This is a genomic window from Streptomyces sp. NPDC053542 (assembly GCF_044544685.1).
GTDB lineage: Bacteria > Actinomycetota > Actinomycetes > Streptomycetales > Streptomycetaceae > Streptomyces.
In genome coordinates, this window is sequence record NZ_JBITXL010000001.1 from 316,458 (window position 1) to 332,781 (window position 16,324).

The window sequence follows — 16,324 nt, forward strand, 5'->3', positions numbered from 1 at the left end:
GCATGACGGGGAAACGGAGCGCCGGGCTGCTGCTGTACCGCCGCACGAGCGGCGGCGTCGAGCTGCTGCTGGCGCACATGGGCGGGCCGCTGTGGGCCCGCCGCGAGGCCGGGGCGTGGACGGTGCCCAAGGGCGAGTACGTACCGCCGGAGGAACCGCTGGCGGCCGCCCGGCGGGAGTTCGAGGAGGAGCTGGGCCTGCCGCCTCCGGAGGGGCCGTACGTTCCCTTGGGCGATGTCCGTCAGTCGGGCGGCAAGACGGTCACCGTCTGGGCCGTCGAGGGCGACCTCGACCCGGCGGAGATCGTGCCGGGTACGTTCGAGATGGAGTGGCCCAGGGGCTCCGGCGTCCTGCGTGCCTTCCCCGAGATCGACCGGGTGGCATGGTGCGGCCCGGAGTCGGCCGGGGAACGCCTGATCGCCGCCCAACGCGCCTTCGTGGACCGGCTCCTCACGTACGCCGGGCCCGGCTGAGCCGCTCCTCGAACAGCGCCTCCGCCTCGGCGACGGCCCGTGCCAGGTGCTCGGCCTCCGGGCGCAGCCCCGCGACGACCGTGTCGATGCCGCGCAGCCCCGCCTGTTCCAGGAGCCGCTTCTCGTTGGTGGTCCACTCGCCGCGCGCGGCGAGGACCGCGTGGGCGGTCTGCATCGCGGCGGTGGCGAGCGCGCCCGCGACCTCGGTGGCCCGGCCGCGCGGCACGTACGCGCCCTTGGCGTACCGGAGCGTGAGCTCGGCGCGCCCGCGCCATACCGGCGGGGCCGCGGCGCGCAGCGGTTCCGGGTAGGCGGGGCGCGGCAGTCGGCCGCGCAGGACCTGGTTGACGGCCAGCTCCGCGACCACCAGGTAGCTGGGGATGCCCGCGAGGTGGAACATCAGCGGCTCCCAGTGGAAGCGGCCCTGCCCGGCCTCGGCGAGTTCGTGCTCGACGACGTCGAGGTCGCGGTAGTGGACGTCGACGCGCCGGCCGTCGACGACCAGCCAGGCACCGCCGTTGAAGACGCCGCCGCCCCACTCCCCGAGCCCGGAGACCTCGCCGTCCCAGCCGACGGCGCGCAGCTCCGCCGGGTCGAAGGCGCCGCGGTAGTACAGGGCGAAGTCCCAGTCGCTGTCCGCGGTGTGGGTGCCCTGGGCACGTGAGCCGCCGAGGGTGACGGCGCGCACGGCGGGCAGCCCCGCGAGCCGGTCGGCGACGTGGTCCAGGAACTCCTGATCGGTCATCACGGCGTCTCCCATGCGGCCGACCCTAGCGCCCGCCCCTCCCCCGCACCGAAGCCATTTCACCGAAGCGTCAGCGACGCCCGGGAGTTGAGCTCGTGCACGTCGCTGCCCGTGGCCTGCCGGTAGGTGTCGGTGATGCGGGCCAGTTCCTGCGGGGTCCGGCCGCCGGCCCGGTGCATCTCCCGGTTGGCCCGGACGACGGCCGTGGTCACGGCGCGGCGCGCGTCCTCGTAGCGGGCCAGCCCGTCCGGTACCTCGGGGGCCCGCGCAAGTGCGTGGGCGAGGACGCGGGCGTCGACGACCGCCTGGGACGCGCCGTTGGCGCCGACGGGGTACATCGGGTGGGCGGCGTCGCCGAGCAGGGTGACCCGGCCGCTCCCCCAGGCGGGCAGCGGGTCGCGGTCGGCCATGGGGTACTGCAGGAGCGGTTCGCCGCCCGCCAGCAGCGCGGGCACGTCGAGCACGCCCAGCGTCCAGTCCGCGTAGTGCGGCAGGACGTCGGCGAGCCGGCCCGCGCGGTTCCAGGCCGCCTCCTCGGCGAGCGGCTGCGGCTCGGCCACCCTGACCTGGCAGACCCAGTTGATGCGGCCGCGGCCGATCGGGTACGCGATCAGCTCCGCGTCCCCGCCCGTCACGAGCACCGCCGAGGCACCGGTGAGGAAGGGTCCGGCCTCGGTGACGCCCCGCCACATGCGGATGCCCGACCACTGCAGCGGGCCGCCCGCCGGATGCAGCCGGGCCCGGACGACCGAGTGCAGGCCGTCGGCGCCCACGAGCGCCGCGGCGTCGTACGCCTCGGTCTCTCCGGTCGCCCGGTCGAGCAGCCGGGCCCGCACGGCGCCCGGCCGCTCCTCGAAGTCCACCAGCCGGGTTCCGGTACGGACCGCGCCGGCGCCCAGCCGGGCGCGCACCGCCGCGAGGAGCATGAGCTGCAGTTCGCCGCGGTGGAGGGAGTACTGCGGCCAGTGGTAGCCCTGCGCCCGGCCGCGCGGCTCGGTGAAGAGCCGCCGGCCGGACCGGTCGTAGTAGACGTTCTCGGTGGTGGCCACGCCGATGGCGGCGAGCTCTTCGGCGAGGCCGAGCTCGGTCAGTTCGCGTACGGCGTGCGGCAGCAGGTTGATCCCGACGCCGAGCGGCCTGATCCGGCGGGCGCTCTCCACGACGACCGCGTCGATGCCCGCGGCGTGCAGGCTCAGCGCGGCGGTCAGCCCGCCGATGCCCGCGCCGGCGATCAGTACGGTCATCGCCCGGTCCCCGCGTCGGTGCTCTCGGGGCGGTCCATGATGCGCAGCCAGCTCCCGTCCGGCTGCCGGCGCGCGACCTGCACCCGGCCGCCCGTGCCGTCGGCGGGCCGGGTGGAGGTCAGGGCCAGGTCGCCGTACCGGACCGTCGGCAGCGGCTCTTCTTCCACGAACGGCAGGGGCGCGTGTGCCACCAGCCGCTCGCACACGGCGCGGATCGCGTCGCGGCCGACCGTGACGGACCCCGGCGGGTAGGCGAGCACGGCGTCGGGTGCGTACAGCTCCGCCAGCCCCTCGGCGTCGCGGGCGTTGGCCCGCGCCACGAAGAGCCGGGCCAGGTCCTCGGGGGTGGCGGCGCGCTCGCGGTTCTCGGTCATGGCGGTCCCTTCTCTGGTTCGTTCGGCGTTCTGCATCCACTCTGGAATGGCCCGAACGAGAAGTCCAAGAGATGGTTCTTCTATAAATGAGAAGCATTGCTTCTGGCACGGCTAGACTTGCCGCCCATGGAGCTTCACCAGTTGCAGTACTTCGTCGCCGTCGCCGAGGAGCGGAACTTCACCCGCGCGGCGGAGCGGCTGCACGTGGCCCAGCCCGGGGTCAGCGCGCAGGTCCGCCGGCTGGAGCGGGAGCTCGGCCAGGAGCTGCTGGACCGCACGGGCCGCTCGGTGCGCCTGACCGAGGTGGGCGAGGCCGTCCTTCCGTACGCGCGGGCGGCGCTCGCCGCGGTCGACGGTGTCCGTTATGCCGTCGACGAGCTGACCGGGCTGCTCCGCGGGCACGTCGCCGTGGGGACGGTGACCTCGCACCACGTCGCCCTGCCCGACCTGCTGGCGGAGTTCCACGAGGCCCACCCGGCGGTCGAGATCACCCTCTCCGAGGCCAACTCCGACCAGCTCATCGACGGCCTGCGCACCGGGCGGCTGGACGCGGCCATCGTCAGCGTGGGCAGTGAGACGCCGGCCGGCATCGAGATCCAGGTGGTGGACGATCAGCCGATCGTGGCCGCGGTCGCTCCGGGCCACGAACTGGCCGTGCACTCGGTCATCTCACTCGACACCCTGCGCGGCCGGCCGCTGATCAGCCTGCCGCCCGGGACGGGGCTGCGCACCCGGCTCGACGAGGCGTGCGCGGCGGCGGGGTTCACCCCGCAGATCGCCTTCGAGGCCAGCAGTCCGGAGGTGCTCGCCCAGCTCGCCGCGCGGGGCCTGGGGGCCGCGATCCTGCCGGGCGCCTTCGCCGAGGCGCGCTCCGGGCAGCTGCGCACGGTCCGCATCGACCCGCCCGCCCTGCGCGGCCGCCTGGTCCTCGCCTGGCGGGCAGCCGGGCCCAGCGGCCCCGCCGCCCGGGCCCTGGTCGACCGCGCCCGCGCGATGCTGCGCTGACGCCCTAGAGCCCGACCGGCAGCGTCAGATGCAGCCGGAAGCCGCCGTCGGCCGTGGGGCCCGCGGTGACCGTGCCGCCGAGGAGTTCGGCGCGCTGGCGGAGGCCCACCAGGCCGTGGGAGGCGCTGGGCAGCGGCAGGGCCGGGCGGGTGGGCGCGGTGTTGGTGACGGTGGCGTGCAGGACGCCGCTCTCGTGGTGGACGCGGACCGTCGCGGTGGCGCCCGGGGCGTGCTTGCGTACGTTGGTCAGGGCCTCCTGCACGGTGCGGTAGACGGCGCGCTGGACCGGCGGCGGGAGGCCGTCGGGCAGGTCGGTCTTCAGCTCGGCCTCGATGCCGCTGCACTCGACCAGGCGCTGCAGGTCGGCGAGGGAGGGCTGGGGGGTCAGCTCGGTCGGCCGGCTGCCGGAGGCACGTAACACGCTGACCATGTGCCGCAGTTCGTCCAGGGTCTGCACGCTGAGCCGCCGGATCGTGGCGGCCGCCTCCTTCACGGCGGGGTCACGGGTGCCGACCTGGAGCGCCCCGGCCCGTACCGCGATCAGGCTGACCTGGTGGGAGACCACGTCGTGCATCTCGCGGGCCAGCTGGGCGCGTTCCTTGGCCAGTACGGTCTGGGCGAGCAGCAGCCGCTCGTGGTCGCGGGCCTCGGAGATCTCCGCGAGCCGCAGGGACAGGTCCCGGCGGGCCTGGACGAGCTGGCCGAGGAAGACCGGTGCGGCCGCCATCGCGAGCTTGTACCCGACGTGGATCAGGGTCGAGGTGTCCTGGTAGTCGTCGTACTCCGGGTACGGCCAGGGCACGACGTGGCCGGCCACGACGATCAGGGCGCAGACGGCCAGGACCACGCGGCGGTGGGTGATCGAGGCGAAGGTGTACAGGGCGGCCAGCGACGCGTACTTGGCGTCGGCGATGACGAGCGCCGGGAGGGTGAGGACGAAGGTGGTGAGTGGCAAATGGCGGCGGAGCGCCAGCGAGAAGGCGCCGAGCAGTGAGCAGGCCGTGCCCCACGGTTCGTCCGGTTCGTAGTGGGCCCAGGCGTCGAGCAGGACGGCGACGATGAGGGCGACGTCGATGAGCCAGCGCGGCGGCCGTCTGTTCTTCATCCGCCCTCCCCGCCGCGCAACGGCCGTAACAGGCCCGCGCGCTCGGCGAGCAGCGCCGCCTGGACGCGGCTGCTCACCCCCAGCTTGGTGAGGATGGCGCTCACGTGGTCCTTGACCGTGCCGGTGCTCAGATGCATCTGGGTACCGATGTCGACATTGGACAGCCCTTCGGCGATGAGGAGGAGCACGGCGCGCTCGCGTTCGGTCAGCCGGGCGACGCTGCGCACGGCGGGCGCGTCGGGGCCGCTGTCCAGATAGCCGTTGACGACGGTCCGGGTGACCGTGGCGGACAGCACGACGCCGCCTGCGGCCAGCGTCCGGATGAGGTGCGGGAGTTGTTCGGGGTCGGTGTCCTTGAGCAGGAAGCCGTCGGCTCCGGAGCGCAGCGCCGTCGCCACGTATTCATCGGTGTCGAACGTGGTGAGCATGGCCACCACGGGTGGCCGCCGCAGCCGGCGCAGCTCGGCCAGGACGGTGAGCCCGTCCACGTCGGGCATGCGGATGTCGAGCAGCACGACGTCCGGCCCCAACTCCCGTACGGTGCGCACCGCCTGGCCGCCGGGGACCGCCGCCACGACCTCGATGTCGTCCGCCGCACCCAGGATGTGCTGGAAGCCCGTACGGATCAGGGCCTCATCGTCCACCACCAGTACCCGGATCACGCGTGCTCCGCTCACCCAGCGCCATTCGCCCGATGTGTACCACGCCGACCGCCTCATTCCGGGTGCCCGGGACCGGTTCCCGCCATGCGGCGGGGGTGCTCCGGCCGGTCGGCGGGATGCGATCAGCCGGTCGGCGGGGCGGCACCGGCCGTCCGGCGGGGCGGCTCCGGAAATCTGGGGGATCGGTTCGGCGCCGTCCGCTCCGAAGACTGTGGACCGTTCAATGGGCGGCCGCACCACCCAGCGGCCGCCCCCTTCGGACCACTTCGCCCGAGTCCACTTCCCCCGGCATCGGACCAGCCCCCCCACCGCGCCGGCGGGCGGCAGGCGCCCTTCAGCCTCTCGCCCGCCGGCTCGATCGTCACTCTCAAGGAGTTCAAGTGGTGGGAAAGAATGTCCAGGTCTCGACAGCCGACCTGGACGCACCCGCAACCGTCCCACGCGCGTACGCCGCACCCGCGGCCGGCGCCGGGAACCACGCCGAAAGCCAACTGGCCGAGGTGCTGGCCGGCGTCATACGCGTCGAACACGTACCGCTCGACAGCCACTTCTTCGACGACCTCAGCGCCGACTCGCTGCTGATGGCGCAGTTCTGCGCCCGGGTCAGGAAGCGCGAGGACCTGCCGTCGGTGTCGATGAAGGACATCTACCGGTACCCGACGATCCGCAGCCTGGCGTCGGCGCTCGCCGGGCCCGCACCCGCGCCCGGACCCGCCGAGTCACCGGCGCCCGCACCGGCGCCGCCGTCCGAGGCCGTGGTGCCCGCGCGGTCCGGCACGCCGCAGTACGTCCTGTGCGGGGCGCTGCAGCTCCTGATCTTCCTCGGCTACACCTGCCTCACCGCGCTCGTCATCGCCCGCGGCTACGACTGGATCGCCGGCGGAGCAGACCTGCCCGACAAGTACCTGCGCGCGGTCGCGTTCGGCAGCGCGGTCTTCGCCGCCATATGCGTCCTGCCGATCCTGGCCAAGTGGCTGCTCGTCGGCCGGTGGAAGGCGCAGCGGATCCGCATCTGGAGCCCGGGATACCTCCGGTTCTGGCTCGTCAGGACGCTGGTCCAGATGAACCCGCTGGTGCTGTTCGCCGGTTCACCGCTCTACGTGCTCTACCTGAAGGCGCTGGGCGCGAAGATCGGGCGCGACGTCACGGTGCTCTCCAAGCACCTGCCCGTCTGCGCCGATCTGCTCACGGTCGGCGACGGCACGGTCATCCGCAAGGACGCGTACGCCACCTGCTACCGGGCCGAGGCCGGGTGGATCCGGACCGGCCCCGTCACGCTCGGCAGGGACGTGTACATCAGCGAGGCCACGGTGCTCGACATCAACACCTCGCTCGGCGACGGAGCCCAGCTCGGCCATGCCTCGTCGCTGCACGAAGGGCAGGCGGTCCCGGCAGGCGAACGGTGGCACGGCTCGCCCGCGCAGCCCACCGACACGGACTTCCGCACGGTCGGCGTCACCGCCCTCCCTCTGCGGCGCAAGGTGTCCTACAGCGTCACGCAGCTGCTGACCATGCTGTTCGTGTACGTCCCGCTGACGATCGGCGGCGTGGACCTGCTGCTCGCCGAGGCTCCGCAGCTCACCGCTTTCCTGTCCGACCGGCCGCCGTCCGTGACCAGTTGGGCGTTCTACCGCGACGCGCTGATCGCGTCGTTCGTGCTCTTCTTCGGCTCGCTGGTCCTCGGCCTGTTCCTCGTGTGCACGGTCCCCCGCCTGCTCCACCTCCTGGTGAAGCCGGACCGGGTCTATCCGCTGTACGGGTTCCACTACTCCGTCCACCGGGCGATCGCGCGGCTGAGCAACAACCGGTTCTTCCTGCGCCTCTTCGGGGACAGCTCGTACATCGTCCACTACCTGCGCGGCCTCTCGTACGACCTGTCCGAGGTCGAGCAGACCGGGTCGAACTTCGGCACGGAGGTCAAGCACGAGAGCCCGTGCCTGAGCTCCATCGGCACCGGCACCATGGTCGCCGACGGCCTGTCGCTGCTGAACGCGGAGTACTCCAGCACGTCCTTCCGCCTGACCCGGGTGACGATCGGTCCGCACAACTTCCTCGGCAACCAGGTCACCTATCCGGCGCGGGGGCGGACGGGGAACAACTGCCTGCTCGCCACGAAGGTGATGGTCCCGATCGACGGACCCGTCCGGGAGGGCGTCGGGCTGCTGGGCTCGCCCAGCTTCGAGATCCCGCGCACCGTCGAGCGCGACACGTCCTTCGACCACCTCCGGGACGGCGACGCCTTCCGCCGCCGGCTGCGGGCAAAGAACCGGCACAACCTCGTCACCCTCGGCTCCTTCCTGCTCGCCCGCTGGATCCACACCTTCGGCGTCCTCGCGGTCGGCTGGGCCATGGTCGCGCTGTACGCCACGTGGGGCGCGGTGGCGATCGCGCTGGCCACCCTGCTGACCCTGGTGTTCAGCGTTCTGTACACCGGGCTCCTGGAGCGCGCCAGTACCCGGTTCCGGCGGCAGGTGCCGCGCCTCTGCTCGATCTACCACCCGCACTTCTGGCAGCACGAACGCTTCTGGAAGCACCAGGCGATCGAACTCAAGCTGCTCAACGGCACGCCGTTCAAGGGCCTGTTCTGGCGGCTGCTGGGCGTCCGCGTGGGCCGGCGGCTCTTCGACGACGGTGCGCGGATGCCGGAGCGGACGCTCGTCACGATCGGCGACGACTGCACGCTCAACGTGGGCACCGTCATCCAGTGCCACTCCCAGGAGGACGGCACCTTCAAGTCCGACTACAGCACCCTCGGGAACGGCTGCACGCTGGGGACCGGCACCCTGGTCCATTACGGCACGACGCTGGGCGACGGTGTGACGCTGGCGCCCGACTCGTTCCTCATGAAGGGCGAGGAGGTGCCCGCGCACGCACGCTGGGGCGGGAACCCGGCCCACGAGATGTGAGAGCCCCACCGGGGTGTGGTACCGGGCGGTTGCCGCCCGGCACCACTCCACCCCCGGCTCGTCACCCGCTGCCGTGCGGCCGGGTGCCGTTGGGCAGCGGGACGCGCCAGACCAGGCGGGTGCTGCCGCCAGGCTCCGCTCCTTCCGGCAGAGTAACCCGGAGGGCGTGCTTCCCACCCCGCGCTGCCGCCGATGGCCGGGCTTCCGGCCACCGGCGGCAGCGCGGGCCGCGTGTCACTCCCCGGACCTGCCGAGCCCCGGGGCCGCGTACACCGCTTCGACCAGCTTGAGGCTGCGGGTGTCGTCGCCGGTCGTGCTGCCGCCGAACTTGTTCATCGTGTACGCGTAGGACAGCCGGTTCTCCGGGTCGGCGAAGGCCAGCGAGCCGCCCGCGCCGCCGTGCCCGAACGTGCGGGGGTTGGGGCCGAGGTAGCCGAAGCCGTTGAGCATGTACCCGGCCGCCCAGGCGAACGGCAACTGCTCCGGGGCCGCGGCGCTGAGCACCAGGTCGAACTCGTCGTCACGGCTCTGCCGCGCGCGCATCGCCGCCAACGTGCCGGCGCCGACCAGCTCGCCGTTGGCGAGGGCGCCGTAGACCGCGGCCAGGCCGCGCGCGGTGGCGTTGCCGTTGGCCGCGGGGATCTCGGCGCTGCGGCACGGTGCGCTGTTCACGTTCCCGAGGGGCAGGTGGCCCATGGCCACGGCCAGGCCCGCCAGCGGGTGTGCGTCCAGCGACCGGATCGGCCCCTCGGGCATCCCGGGGAACAACGCCCGCAGTGTGCCGCCCCCTTCGGGCCCGATCATCTGCGCACAGCGGGCGTGCTCGGACTCGGGGGTGCCGATGTACAGGTCGGCGCCGAGCGGTTCGGTGATCTCGGTGCGCAGGAAGGTGCCGAGCGAGGTGCCGGTGATACGGCGGACGACCTCGCCGACCAGGAATCCGAAGCTGACGGCGTGGTAGCCCTGGGCGGTGCCCGGCTGCCACCACGGTGCGGTGGCGGCCAGTACCGCGCAGGTCTTCTCCCATTCGTAGACGTCCGCCGGGGTCAGGGGCTCGCGCGGCGCGATCAGGCCCGCGCGGTGGGAGAGCAGCCAGCGCACCGGGATGTCGCCCTTGCCCTCCTGGGCGAACTCCGGCCAGTAACGGGAGACGGGCGCGTCGAGGTCCAGCTCCCCGCGGTCCACGAGCAGATGGGCGCAGAGCGCGGTCATGCCCTTGCTGGTGGAGTAGACGTTGACCAGGCTGTCCCGCTCCCACGGGCGGCTGCGGTCGGCGTCGGCGTGGCCGCCCCACAGATCCACGACGAACTCTCCGTCGACAGTCACCGCGAGCGCGGCGCCGACCTCGCCGCGCTCGGCGAAGCTGCGGGCGAACTCCTCGCGGACGTTCTCGAACCCGGGGGCACAGATGCCCTGTACGGCTGCTGTCACGTTCCCTCGTCTCTCGCAGACGCCCCTGACAGGGTGAATGGTTGCCTTCGGCAACGTAGCCCGTCAGGAATCGTTCAACAAGTGCATGAACATCGTGTCATGCAGGGTGCACACATGCCGCTCGGCGACCTCCGCGGCGGCGGCTGAATCACCCCGGCGCAGCGCCTCGACGAGCAGGCGGTGTTCGCCGTTGGACTCGCGGAGGTGGTCCAGCGGGTACGGCAGGTAGTAGTGGTACAGCTCCTTCAGCGCCAGCCCGTAGGGCTCGACGACCGACGGCAGGCCGGTGGCGGCCGCGACGGCGAGGTGGAACCGTTCGTCCGAGCGGTGGAATTCCGCCCAGCTCTCCGCCCCGTCCATCTCCTCGACCAGGCTCCCCAGCTCGCGGTCGGCCGCCTCGCCCAGGCCCCGTGCGGCGGCGAGGTGGGCGATGCCGCATTCGAGGACGAGGCGGTGGTCGATCAGGGCGTGCACGTCGGGCGCCGCGGCCCGGTAGGACTCCACGGCGCCGACCGCGCCACGGGGCGGATGCTCCGCCACGAGGGTGCCGCCGGTACGCCCCCGCCGGCGCTCCAGCACGCCGTCCTTGCACAGGGACACGAGGGCGCGGCGGACGGTGATCTCGGAGGTGTCCAGCGCCGCGGCGATCCGGTCGCTGGCCGGCAGCCGCTCGCCGGGCTTCAGAAGCCCGAGGTCGACGGCGAGTGCGATACGGGCCCGCACCGCGTCCAGCGCCGACAGCCGGCGGATGCCCGTCAGCGGCGGCGCGGTCAGGGCGTGCGCGGTACGGGAAGGAGAGTCGGCCACGGGATCACCGTAGCCAAAAAACTGCTCATCTTGAACACTCTTGTTTAACTGATCAATGTGCTCTATTTTTCTCGGGCATCCGCTGACCGCCCTCCCGTTCCGCTCGAAGACAGGTGACGTCCATGTCCCGCCCGCTGCCCGTCGCACTCGCCCAGGCACCGGCCCGCCCCGCCGAAGCACCCCTGTCCGGCTTCGCCGAAGACGTCCATGCGCTGCTGGACAAGTTCCCGCGGACGCGGCTGGTCGCCTATCCGGAGCTGCACCTCTGCGGCGTGACGGGCAACCGGGAGGAGAGCGAGGCCCGGCTGCAGGACGCCGCCGAGCCGCTGGACGGCCCGCGGACCAAGGCCCTCGCCGAGCTCGCCGGTGACCTCGGCATCTGGCTGCTGCCCGGCACCGTGTGCGAACGGGGGCCCGGCGGCGAGCTGTTCAACACCGCCCTGGCCTTCTCCCCCGAAGGCCGGCTCGCCGCCTCGTACCGCAAGGTCTTCCCCTGGCGGCCGTACGAGCCGTACGCGGCCGGGGACCGCTTCGTCGTCGCGGACCTCGGGGACGCCGGCCGGGTCGGCTTCGCGATCTGTTACGACGCCTGGTTCCCGGAGGTCGCGCGGCAGCTGGCCTGGATGGGCGCCGAGGTGATCGTGAACCCCGTCATGACGACCACCGCCGACCGGGCGCAGGAGCTGGTGCTCGCGCGCGCCAACGCCATCGTGAACCAGGTGTACGTGCTCAGCGTGAACACGGCAGGGCCCGACGGCACCGGCCGCAGCCTGATCGTCGACCCCGAGGGCCGGGTCCGTACCGAAGCGGCGGACTCCGCTCCCACCGTCCTCACCGACGTGCTGGACCTCGACGACGTCGAGCGGGTCCGCACGCACGGGACGGCGGGCCTCAGCCGGATGTGGGACCACTTCGGGGAGCGGGACGCCGCCATCGAGCTGCCGCTGTACGACGGCCGGATCGACCCGCGCACCTGGCACCCCGGCCCGCACCGGGCCCGCCCCTGATCCCATGCCCTTAACACCCGCCCCTGCCCCCCGTGCCGTTAAGTCCCCTGAGAGCCCCCTCCCCTCCGCACCACCACTTCTGGAGCCCCGCCGTGACCGAGCCAGCCCCCGCGCTCCGCCGGACCCTGACCCTGAGAGGCGTCGTCGCCTTCGGCCTCGCCTATATGGCCCCGCTGATCGTGCTCGGCACCTTCGGCGTCGTCGCCGGTGAGACGCACGGCGCCGTGCCCACCGCGTATCTGCTCGCCATGGTCGCGATGATCTTCACCGCGCACAGTTACGGCAAGATGGCGGCCCGCCACCCCGTCGCCGGCTCCGCGTACACCTACGTACGGCGTGCCATCGACTCGCGGGCCGGGTTCCTCGTCGGCTGGGCGACCCTGCTGGACTATTTCTTCCTGCCCATGGTCATCTGGCTGATCGGCGCCGCCTACCTCAAGGCCGAGTTCCCCGCCGTCCCGTCCTGGGTGTGGATCCTCGCCTTCATCGCCCTCACCACCACCTTGAACATCTGCGGCATCCGCACCGCCGAGCGCGCCAACGACCTGCTCATGGCCTTCCAGGTGCTGGTGATCGGCTTCTTCGCCGTCCTCTCCCTGCTGCACGTCTTCCACCAGGGCGGTACCGGGGCGCTGTTCAGCACCACGCCGTTCGTCAACGACGCGACCACCGTGACCGGCATCTCCGCGGGCGCTGCCGTCGCCGCGTACTCCTTCCTCGGGTTCGACGCCGTCACCACGCTCACCGAGGAGGCCGTCGACCCGAAGCGCACCATCCCGCGCGCCATCCTCCTCACCGCCCTCATCGGCGGCGGCATCTTCGTCGCCCTCGCCTACACGACCCAGCTCGTCCACCCCGGCGCGGCGTTCGACGAGCCCGACTCGGCGGCCTTCGAGATCGCGAAGACCATCGCGGGCGACCTGTTCGCCTCGTTCTTCCTCGCAGGGCTGGTCGTCGCCCAGTTCGCCTCCGGCATCGCCGCCCAGGCCAGCGCCTCCCGGCTGCTGTACGCGATGGGCCGTGACGGCGTCCTCCCCCGCCGCCTCTTCGGCTACCTCCATCCCCGGCTCCGCACCCCCGCCCTCAACATCGCCCTCACCGGCCTGATCGGCCTGATCGCCCTGCGGCTGAGCGTGACGACGTCCACGTCCTTCATCAACTTCGGTGCCTTCACGGCCTTTACGCTCGTCAACGTCAGCGTCATCGCGACGTACCTGCGCGAACGCCGAGCCGGGAACCGGCTCAATGCGGTCACCTACGTGGCCTTCCCCGCCGTCGGCGCCGCGGTCGACCTCTGGCTCCTCAGCCGCCTCGACGGCAAGGCCCTCACCCTCGGCCTCATTTGGCTCGCCCTCGGCATCTGCTATCTCGCCTACCTCACCCGCCTGTTCCGCGTCCCACCGCCGGAGATGGACTTCACGGAGGAACCCGCGAAAGCCGGTACACCCAACTGATCATTTCCGGGCAGAATGTGCGGCATGCCGAACATATGCACCCCGAGAGCCGCCACGCCCGGCGACGCGGAGTCGATCAGCCGGTCACTGGCCAGGGCCTTCGACGACGACCCGTTGATGTCCTGGCTGCTGCCCGACGCCGCCACGCGCGGTGAGCGGCTGGGGCGTTACTTCGCGACGCTCTTCCGCCGGCAGTACGGACCGCACGGCAGGTGCGAACTCACCGGCTCCGCCGCGGCGTTCTGGGTCCCGCCGGAGGCCCGCGACAAGGCCGTACCGGACGCCGGCACGGTGCACGAGCTGATGGACATCCTCGGCGAACGTGCCCTGTTGCTGCGTGAGGTCGTGGAACAGGTCGCCGCGCACACGCCCGAGGAACCGCACTGGTACCTCGCGGTGATCGGCGCCGACCCGGAGGTCCGCGGCCGGGGCCACGGCGCCGCCCTGCTCCGCTCGGGCCTCGCCCGCGCCGACGCGGCGGGCCTCCCCGTCCACCTGGAGTCCTCCAAGCCGGACAACATCCCGTTCTACGAGCACTTCGGCTTCACCGTCAGCGCGGAACTCCGCCCGCACGCCGACGGCCCGGCGCTCTGGCCGATGTGGCGCCCGGCGCAATGACGAGGAGGGCGGCATCCGTACGCACGGATGCCGCCCTCCTTGGAGTCCGGGGTGTCAGTCCCCGTACGTGAGCGTGATGTCGAAGCCGTCGTGGCCCGCGGCGCCGACGGTCAGCGGAGTGGCGACCGGCGGGTAGCCGCTGGCCACGACCGTGTACTCGCCGCCGGACAGGTCGGTGAACGCGTACGCGCCGTCCGGACCCGTCGTGCGGACCGCCACCACATTGCCCGCGGGGTCCAGCAACGAGACGCGGGCCTCGCCGAGCGGCGCGCCCGCGCCGTTGTGCACCGTGCCGCTGAGGGTCGCGGCGGACTGCAGTACCGCGTCCTGGCGGGTCGGCACGCCACCGGAGACCTCGACGAGGCCGGCGTACGGCTGGAAGCCCGTCGCGCTCGCCGTCAGGGTGTAGGTGCCCGGCACGAGCGAGGCCAGGCGGTAGCCGCCGTCCTCGCCGGAGGAGGCCGCCTCGATCACGTCACCGCGCTCGTCGGTGGCCACGACCAGCGCATTCGGCACCGGCGACGAGCCGGCCCGCACCGTGCCTTCGAGGCCGCCGGTCCCGGCGAGCATCAGGTCGAACGCGACCGGCTCCGCGCCGACAGCCAGGGTCGCCACCCGCGGCTGGTGCCCGGCGGCCGCGCCGACGAGTACATAGCTGCCGGCGGCCGGGGTGGCCATCGCGTACTGGCCGTCCGCTGCCGCCGTGGCGCGGCCGAGCTGGCTGCCCTGGGAGTCGATCAGCGTGACGGCGGCCTCCGGCACGGGCGCGCCCGCCGCGTCCAGCACCCGGCCGTGCACGGAGGGGCCGGCCGGCACCGCGGCCGCCGCGGTCACCGGAAGCCCGGTCGTCGCCGTGCCGTCCTCCGGTACCGACTCGTCGTGCGCGGCGCCGTGCCGGCCGTGGCCATGGCCGTGGTGCTCCGGCTCCACCGGTACGGCCGGGCCGTGATCGGCGACGGCCTTGCCCCTGCGGTACAGCAGCAGCGTGATGACCAGTCCTGCGGCGAAGAAGGCGGCGGCCCACCAGTACGCGACGTCGTAGCTGTGCAGCGCGGCCTCGGCCTGGTTCAGCTTTGTCGGCTTGCGGTCCGCGAGGTAGTTGGTGACGGCGCTGGCGGCCATCGTGTTGAACAGTGCGGTGCCGATCGAACCGCCGACCTGCTGCATCGTGTTGACCGTCGCCGAGGCGACGCCCTGGTCGCTGGGTGCGACGCCCAGCGTGGCCAGGCTCATCGCGGGCGGCATGACCATGCCGAGGCCGAAGCCCATCACCAGCAGCGGCGGCAGGACGTGCGCGGCGTACGTGCTGTCCAGGTCCAGCCGCGTCAGCCAGATCATGCCGGCCCCGGCGAACAGCATGCCCAGCGGCACGATCGGCTTGGGCCCGATCTTCGGCACGAGGAAGTTCATCGACAGCTGCGCCATCACCATCAGCATGCCGACCATGGGCAGGAACGCGAGACCGGTCTTGACCGGCGTGTACGCGAGGGTCTGCTGCAGGTAGTAGGTCAGGAAGAGGAAGACCCCGAACATGCCGGCGCCGGAGATGAACACGGATATGAAGGACGCGGCGCGGTTGCGGTCACCCAGTACCCGCAGCGGCAGCAGCGGATGGCCGGCGCGCGTCTCCCAGAGCACGAACGCGAGGAGCAGCACGCCGCCGCCCGCGAGGAACGCCCAGCACATCCAGTGGCTCCAGGCGTGCGTCTCGGCACTGGAGAAGCCGAAGACGATGCCGAAGAGCCCCGCCGCCACGAGCAGCGTGCCGAAGAGGTCGAGCCGGGGCCGCGCGGTGGGCGCGGGGCGGCGGACGAAGATCAGCGCGCCGATGACCGCCACGACGGCGATGGCGAGGTTGACGTACAGGGTCCAGCGCCAGTCCAGGTGCTCGGTCAGTACGCCGCCGAGCAGCAGCCCGATGGCGCCGCCGGAACCGGCGATCGCACCGAAGATGCCGAATGCCTTGGCGCGTTCCTTGGCGTCGGTGAACGTCGTCGTCAGCAGGGACAGCGCGGACGGCGCCAGCAGCGCGCCGAAGAGTCCTTGCAGCGCCCGGCCGATGACCAGCATCGAGAAGCCGTTCGCGGCGCCGGCCAGCGCCGAGGACCCGGCGAAGCCGACCAGACCGATGATCAGCGTCGTCTTGCGTCCGAAGAGGTCGGCGAGGCGTCCGCCGAGCAGCAGCAGGGAGCCGAAGGCGAGGGAGTAGGCGGTGACGACCCACTGCCGGCCGTCGTTGTTGAAGCCCAGGTCGCGCTGGGCGGACGGGAGGGCGATGTTCACGATGGTGGCGTCCAGCACCACCATCAGCTGGGCGAGGCCGATGACGGCCAGCACCCACCAGCGGTGGGGCGTGTGCCCCGTCGCCCGGCCGCCGGACGGCGCCTCGGCCGGCTGCCCGGCGTCGGCGCCTGCATCGACACGGGTGGAGGTCATACGGAGTCCTTCGGATCTTCCGGGGTCCGGTGCTCCTCTTCCGGGGTCCCCGGGGGT

General features: G+C 72.5%; 14 protein-coding genes. 6 read left to right on the forward strand and 8 right to left on the reverse strand.

The annotated features are described in order from the left end of the window. Positions 1-2 precede the first annotated feature (2 nt). Positions 3-473 (forward strand): NUDIX domain-containing protein, encoded by a 471-nt coding sequence (locus ACIGXO_RS01390; protein ID WP_399778833.1) that lies wholly within the window; start codon positions 3-5, stop codon positions 471-473. Here ACIGXO_RS01390 and ACIGXO_RS01395 read toward each other — a convergent pair. From ACIGXO_RS01395 to ACIGXO_RS01405, 3 genes are read right to left on the reverse strand one after another with little or no spacing between them, the layout of a single operon-like run. After that, a complete protein-coding gene (locus ACIGXO_RS01395; RefSeq protein WP_399778836.1) occupies positions 451-1,233 on the reverse strand; it encodes a nucleotidyltransferase domain-containing protein in 783 nt (260 codons plus the stop codon). The genes ACIGXO_RS01390 and ACIGXO_RS01395 overlap by 23 nt on opposite strands. Before the next feature lie 44 nt (positions 1,234-1,277). Then, positions 1,278-2,462, reverse strand: a complete 1,185-nt coding sequence (locus ACIGXO_RS01400) for a flavin-dependent oxidoreductase (protein ID WP_399778838.1) — start codon at positions 2,460-2,462, stop codon at positions 1,278-1,280. Next, positions 2,459-2,836 (reverse strand): YybH family protein, encoded by a 378-nt coding sequence (locus ACIGXO_RS01405; protein WP_399778840.1) that lies wholly within the window; start codon positions 2,834-2,836, stop codon positions 2,459-2,461. Before ACIGXO_RS01405 ends, ACIGXO_RS01400 begins: the two co-directional genes overlap by 4 nt. A 126-nt stretch (positions 2,837-2,962) precedes the next feature. Between ACIGXO_RS01405 and ACIGXO_RS01410 the strand changes: the two genes are divergently transcribed. After that, positions 2,963-3,841, forward strand: a complete 879-nt coding sequence (locus ACIGXO_RS01410) for a LysR family transcriptional regulator (RefSeq protein WP_399778842.1) — start codon at positions 2,963-2,965, stop codon at positions 3,839-3,841. Positions 3,842-3,845: 4 nt separating this feature from the next. On the opposite strand, the gene ACIGXO_RS01415 is transcribed toward ACIGXO_RS01410, so the two are convergent. Next, positions 3,846-4,946, reverse strand: coding sequence for a sensor histidine kinase (locus tag ACIGXO_RS01415; RefSeq protein WP_399778844.1), 1,101 nt, complete (start codon positions 4,944-4,946; stop codon positions 3,846-3,848). Next, positions 4,943-5,608 (reverse strand): response regulator, encoded by a 666-nt coding sequence (locus tag ACIGXO_RS01420; RefSeq protein ID WP_399778846.1) that lies wholly within the window; start codon positions 5,606-5,608, stop codon positions 4,943-4,945. The genes ACIGXO_RS01415 and ACIGXO_RS01420 overlap by 4 nt, the downstream gene beginning before the upstream one ends. Before the next feature lie 380 nt (positions 5,609-5,988). On the opposite strand from ACIGXO_RS01420, the gene ACIGXO_RS01425 reads away from it, so the two are divergent. Then, a complete protein-coding gene (locus tag ACIGXO_RS01425; protein WP_399778848.1) occupies positions 5,989-8,514 on the forward strand; it encodes a Pls/PosA family non-ribosomal peptide synthetase in 2,526 nt (841 codons plus the stop codon). A 234-nt stretch (positions 8,515-8,748) separates the two neighbouring features. On the opposite strand, the gene ACIGXO_RS01430 is transcribed toward ACIGXO_RS01425, so the two are convergent. Then, a complete protein-coding gene (locus ACIGXO_RS01430; RefSeq protein ID WP_399778850.1) occupies positions 8,749-9,945 on the reverse strand; it encodes a serine hydrolase domain-containing protein in 1,197 nt (398 codons plus the stop codon). A gap of 63 nt (positions 9,946-10,008) precedes the next feature. Next, on the reverse strand, positions 10,009-10,752 hold the full coding sequence (locus ACIGXO_RS01435) for a FadR/GntR family transcriptional regulator (protein WP_399778852.1): 744 nt from the start codon (positions 10,750-10,752) through the stop codon (positions 10,009-10,011). A gap of 122 nt (positions 10,753-10,874) precedes the next feature. On the opposite strand from ACIGXO_RS01435, the gene ACIGXO_RS01440 reads away from it, so the two are divergent. From ACIGXO_RS01440 to ACIGXO_RS01450, 3 genes are all read left to right on the forward strand, one after another. After that, positions 10,875-11,759, forward strand: a complete 885-nt coding sequence (locus tag ACIGXO_RS01440) for a carbon-nitrogen hydrolase family protein (protein WP_399778854.1) — start codon at positions 10,875-10,877, stop codon at positions 11,757-11,759. A gap of 92 nt (positions 11,760-11,851) precedes the next feature. Continuing rightward, entirely contained in the window at positions 11,852-13,213 is a 1,362-nt protein-coding gene (locus tag ACIGXO_RS01445) for an APC family permease (protein WP_399778856.1), read from the forward strand. Between the two features lie 24 nt (positions 13,214-13,237). Beyond that, on the forward strand, positions 13,238-13,831 hold the full coding sequence (locus ACIGXO_RS01450; protein WP_399778858.1) for a GNAT family N-acetyltransferase: 594 nt from the start codon (positions 13,238-13,240) through the stop codon (positions 13,829-13,831). Between the two features lie 54 nt (positions 13,832-13,885). On the opposite strand, the gene ACIGXO_RS01455 is transcribed toward ACIGXO_RS01450, so the two are convergent. After that, complete coding sequence (locus ACIGXO_RS01455) at positions 13,886-16,267, reverse strand: DHA2 family efflux MFS transporter permease subunit (RefSeq protein WP_399778860.1); 2,382 nt, start codon at positions 16,265-16,267, stop codon at positions 13,886-13,888. Positions 16,268-16,324: the final 57 nt, after the last annotated feature.

Coding starts and splice junctions, on each gene's coding strand:
- ACIGXO_RS01390 (WP_399778833.1), top strand. CDS start 3: ATGACGGGGAAACGGAGCGCCGGGCTGCTGCTGTACCGCCGCACGAGC.
- ACIGXO_RS01395 (WP_399778836.1), bottom strand. CDS start 1,233: ATGGGAGACGCCGTGATGACCGATCAGGAGTTCCTGGACCACGTCGCC.
- ACIGXO_RS01400 (WP_399778838.1), bottom strand. CDS start 2,462: ATGACCGTACTGATCGCCGGCGCGGGCATCGGCGGGCTGACCGCCGCG.
- ACIGXO_RS01405 (WP_399778840.1), bottom strand. CDS start 2,836: ATGACCGAGAACCGCGAGCGCGCCGCCACCCCCGAGGACCTGGCCCGG.
- ACIGXO_RS01410 (WP_399778842.1), top strand. CDS start 2,963: ATGGAGCTTCACCAGTTGCAGTACTTCGTCGCCGTCGCCGAGGAGCGG.
- ACIGXO_RS01415 (WP_399778844.1), bottom strand. CDS start 4,946: ATGAAGAACAGACGGCCGCCGCGCTGGCTCATCGACGTCGCCCTCATC.
- ACIGXO_RS01440 (WP_399778854.1), top strand. CDS start 10,875: ATGTCCCGCCCGCTGCCCGTCGCACTCGCCCAGGCACCGGCCCGCCCC.
- ACIGXO_RS01450 (WP_399778858.1), top strand. CDS start 13,238: ATGCCGAACATATGCACCCCGAGAGCCGCCACGCCCGGCGACGCGGAG.
- ACIGXO_RS01455 (WP_399778860.1), bottom strand. CDS start 16,267: ATGACCTCCACCCGTGTCGATGCAGGCGCCGACGCCGGGCAGCCGGCC.